Below are 4,263 nucleotides of genomic sequence, written 5' to 3' on the forward strand. Positions count from 1 at the left end.
GCAAGACCTTGGAAACCGACGAAGATTTCGTCACTGCGCTGCTGGAAACGGAAGCTCTGCTCGGCCAGCTTGGCCTGTTCCCGGTAGCGCCAGGCGTCGACCCCGTGGTCGCGGACGCGCCGGATCTGATCGAACAGGCTGGCCTGGATGTCGTCGAGATGATGTTCCCCCTCCGGCGTCAGGCTGATCGAGACGTCGAACAGCGCGTGTCGACCGTCACCCGCGCGGGTGCCGGCGGACAAGGCGTCGGCCCAGCCTGCCTTGCGCAGGGCAGCCAGAAGGCTGCCCTCGCCCTCGTGCCCGAGCAGGTTGGCGAGATAGTCGTCCGGCTTGTCGGCGTATTCGAGGGTGGGGTCGTCGATGGGAAAGAGGAATTCCAGCTGGCGACGCGCCTCGTTGCTCTTGATGCGAATCGATGCCGGCAGGTCGTTGGCCCTCGCCAGTGGCTGATCGACCACGGGCTTTTGCAGGCCGCGATCGGGTATCGCGGCGAAACGTTGGCGGACCAGCCGCTCCATGGCATCCAGCGGCTCGGGGGCGAGCACGGTCAGATGCATGACATTGGCATCGTAATGGCGGTGGTAGAAATCGAGCAGCGCCTGGCGCAGCGGGCGTTTGTCGCTGTTGAGCGTCTCCAGGCTACCCACCGAAAAGTGATTGAGCGGGTGCTCGGGATTGAGCGCCTTGCCCAGCGCCTCGTTGATGCGGCGGGCATCGTCGTCGCGCCTGGCCTGGTATTCGGAGTTCACCGCGTGGCGTTCGCGGTCGACATAGTCGGGATTGAACTGCGGAGAGATGAAGAACTGTGAGAACCGATCGAGTGCGTCGGGAAAGGCGCCCGGATCCACGTCGAAGTAGAAGTTGGTGTCCTGGTCGGCGGTGAAGGCGTTGTGGGATCCCCCGTTCTGGGAAATGAAGCGCTGGTAGCCGTCCGGATCCGGATAGCCCTCGGTTCCCAGGAACAGCATGTGCTCGAGGAAGTGCGCCAGCCCGGGCATGTCGGACGGATCGTTGTTGCTGCCCACGGAGACGTCCATGGCCGCCGCGGCCTTGTCGGCCTCGGGGTCGCTGACCAGCAGCGCCTGCAGGCCGTTGTCGAGGGTGATGGCGCGGTACTGGCGCTCGTCATTGGGACTCTGGATGATGGGGCTCTGACTGACGGCGGCACGGTCGGCCGATCCAGGGTCGGGAGCGGCGGTCGCCGTGACGGGGAGCGCCACCAGCCCCAGGGCCAGCGCCAGGCAACCGGCAAGATACCGGATGCCCAGTGCGGTACGTGTTGGCGGCGTCATGCCGGTGAGCGCCGGACGATGGCGCGGGGAGTGAAGACGGGGTTCCTGCATACGGACTCTCTCGCTGATGACCGGGGGTGTGAAAATCGAACCGGGGCCCTGAAATGGTGCAACGATGCCTGCCGTGGCGAGGCGCTCATGTCGTCCAGACGCGCATGGGGCCGATAGGGTAACCGCAGGCCCACTCCTGGTGCGCGGGGTCGTTCACCTGCTTTGATACCGGAAACGCGCCCAGCAGTTCCCGGTCGGCCGGGCCGATGAGCCCGCGAACCGACGCTGGCGACGTATCCGGCGAGAGCCAGGCGTCGGTCTCGTCGGGGGCGATGACCGTGGGCAGGCGATCGCTCATCGGGGCGATGACTTCCGTCGTGGGCACCGTGATCAGGGCGAAAGAGTCGCGTGTCGTGCCCGTGTCCGGCGCGTAGCGACTCCAGATGCCGGCCAGCAGCAGTGGCGACCGGTCGGTATGGGTCACCAGGAAGGGCTGCTTGCCCCGTAGCCCGTTCTGCCAGACGTAAATGCCGGTCACGGGGAGCAGGCACCGGCGCTCGGCCAGCGCCTCGCGAAACATCGGTCGCTCGTCGAGCGATTCGGCACGGGCGCAGTGCGGCGCCTGATCCAGCACTTTCAGCCACGTCGGAGTAAGCCCCCAGAACGCGTCGCGCAGCACGGTGACCCCCGCCTCGTGGCGCAGGATCGACAGCCAGCGGCGCGGCGCCAGGTTGGGGCCGAGGATCGGCGGGTCGATGCCGCGAAAAGCGGGGCTTGCCGGATGACGGGTCCAATCGTCGACATGCAGTCGACCAGCCATGGTGTCTCCTCTTGGACGATCGAGTGGCGAGGGCAACAGCCTATGCCACAGCGTGCGCCGGGCCAAGGCGTTATTCACCTGCCGGGGCGAGACGGGGGAGGGCGCTCGCCTGCGGACGCCGGCGGTGTAAAACCCTCACGAAATCGTCACGTTAATCCGCTCGATGCTTGCGTTTGTGCGGTATGGCGATATGCTGGGAAACGCTGTTCGATTTTAAGTCGACAACAATATTTTCCGGCTTCCGACTCGTCGGCAGCGATTCGACACCATTCCGAGCGAGGAATTTCATGGCTCGACCGCGACAGCACGCCCCCGAGGCGCTCCATGCCCAGGTCATGGCGGCCTGCGATGCCTGGCTGAGAGACAATCCCGTGCACACGCTGTCGCTGCGCTCGCTGGCTCGCGATGTGGGCTGCGCGCCGAGTACGCTGCTCAAACTCTACGGCAGCTTCAGCAACCTGCTGCAGTACGTCAATATCGAGACCCTCGACAGGATGGGGGCGGCGGTATCCTGGCTCGAGGATGCCGATCCGGAGCCGCAGCTCAAGGCCCTGGCGACGGCATACTGGCAGTTCGCCCAGCACGAGCCTCACCGCTGGCAGATGCTGTTCGAGTACCCGCTCGCGGACGAGGGTGAACTCGACGAGCGCCAGAGCCATATCATCGATGCGCTGTTTCTGCGCGTCGAGAGCGCGCTCAAGGCCCATCAGCCGGCACTCGACGATGCCACTGCCCGGCGCATGGCAAGGACGCTCTGGGGCAGCGTGCATGGCCTGGTGCAGTTGGGGCTCAACGATCGCCTCGGCTATTGGCAGGGGCAGCCGATGGAAGTGGGAGAGCTGCTCGATCAGCTGTTGTCGATGACACTGAACGGCCTGCGCTACCTGTCGGACGACTCGTGAATTCGGGGTTACTGGCCCAGCGCCGCTTCGCGCCGTTCTTCTGGACCCAGGCCCTGGGCGCTTTCAACGACAACCTGTTCAAGAACGTCCTGCTGCTGCTGCTGACCTTCGTCGCCGTACCCCGGTACGGTTGGGATACGGGGCTGCTGAACAACCTGGCGGCGGGACTCTTCATCCTGCCGTTCTTCCTGTTTTCCGCCTGGGGCGGCACGCTCGCCGATCACCTCGACAAGCAGAGGCTGGTGCGTCGTCTCAAGTTGCTGGAGCTGGCGACGATGATCGCGGCTGCGGTGGCGGTCTGGTTCGAGCTGTTCGGCCTGTTGCTGGCGCTACTGTTCATGATGGGCACGCAGTCGGCGCTGTTCGGTCCGGTCAAGTACGCCATCTTGCCGCAGCACCTCGCCGCCACCGAACTGGTCAAGGGCAATGCCTGGGTCAACCTGGGCACGTTCGTGTCGATTCTGCTGGGTACCCTGCTGGCCGGCGTGCTGGCCTCGTTGGAGGGCGCGCTGGGAAGGGCGGCCATCGCGACCAGCCTGGTGGTGATCGCCGTGGCCGGTGTCGTCGTCAGCCTGAAGATCCCGGCGGCGCCTCCGAGCGTGACCGGCCGTGTTCCGTGGCGCCCGTTTTCCGGCACCTGGCGAGTGATGCGCGACGGTCTCGCCGAGAAGAAGGTCCGGCCGGCGCTGATCGGGATCAGTTTCTTCTGGTTTCTGGGCGCCTGCTACCTGACCCAGCTGCCGGCGTGGGTCAAAGACGTGATTCACGGAAGCGAGGGGGCCGTCAGCTTCCTGCTGGGTGCCTTCGCGGTCGGCGTGGGCCTGGGGGCACTGCTCTGCTCCCGGCTGTCGGCGGGGCGCCTGGAGCTCGGGCTGGTGCCGATCGGGGCGTTGGTCATCGGGGTCTCCGGGATCGAGCTGGCCGCGCAGTCGAGCTTCGCCGGGGAGCAGTTGACGTTGGTCGAGCTGCTGGCGATGACCGATTTCTGGCGCATGAGCACGCTGCTGGCGCTGGTGGGGCTCGGCGGCGGTCTCTACAGCGTACCGCTCTACACCCTGATGCAACTGGCCAGTCGCGAGGAGCGTCGGGCCCGCATGATTGCTGCCAACAATATCCTCAACGCGCTGTTCATGATCCTGTCCGCCGTGTTCGGGATCGTGGTGCTGAGCGTGATGAAGCTGTCGCTCTTCGTGCTGTTCGCGTGTCTGGGGTGGTCGGCACTGCTGGTGGGCGTGGCGCTGCTGATGCGGAATACCCG

Annotated in this window: 4 protein-coding genes; 2 read left to right on the plus strand and 2 right to left on the minus strand. The window is 65.8% G+C overall.

All coding sequences use genetic code 11. From position 1 onward, the window contains the following. Together AC3AYF_RS18690 and AC3AYF_RS18695 are read right to left on the minus strand one after the other, a co-directional pair. Positions 1-1,343: insulinase family protein (locus AC3AYF_RS18690; RefSeq protein ID WP_487780171.1), on the minus strand; the 1,343-nt coding region annotated here is incomplete at its 3' end. Positions 1,344-1,428: 85 nt separating this feature from the next. Further along, a complete protein-coding gene (locus tag AC3AYF_RS18695; RefSeq protein WP_295041152.1) occupies positions 1,429-2,103 on the minus strand; it encodes an SOS response-associated peptidase in 675 nt (224 codons plus the stop codon). Between the two features lie 287 nt (positions 2,104-2,390). Between AC3AYF_RS18695 and AC3AYF_RS18700 the strand changes: the two genes are divergently transcribed. Both AC3AYF_RS18700 and AC3AYF_RS18705 read left to right on the plus strand, forming a co-directional pair. After that, a complete protein-coding gene (locus AC3AYF_RS18700; RefSeq protein ID WP_149434392.1) occupies positions 2,391-3,005 on the plus strand; it encodes a TetR/AcrR family transcriptional regulator in 615 nt (204 codons plus the stop codon). Continuing rightward, positions 3,002-4,263, plus strand: a 1,262-nt coding sequence (locus AC3AYF_RS18705) for an MFS transporter (protein WP_487780172.1), incomplete at its 3' end; no start/stop codon positions are given. The genes AC3AYF_RS18700 and AC3AYF_RS18705, both read left to right, overlap by 4 nt.

Source organism: Salinicola sp. (assembly GCF_982684285.1).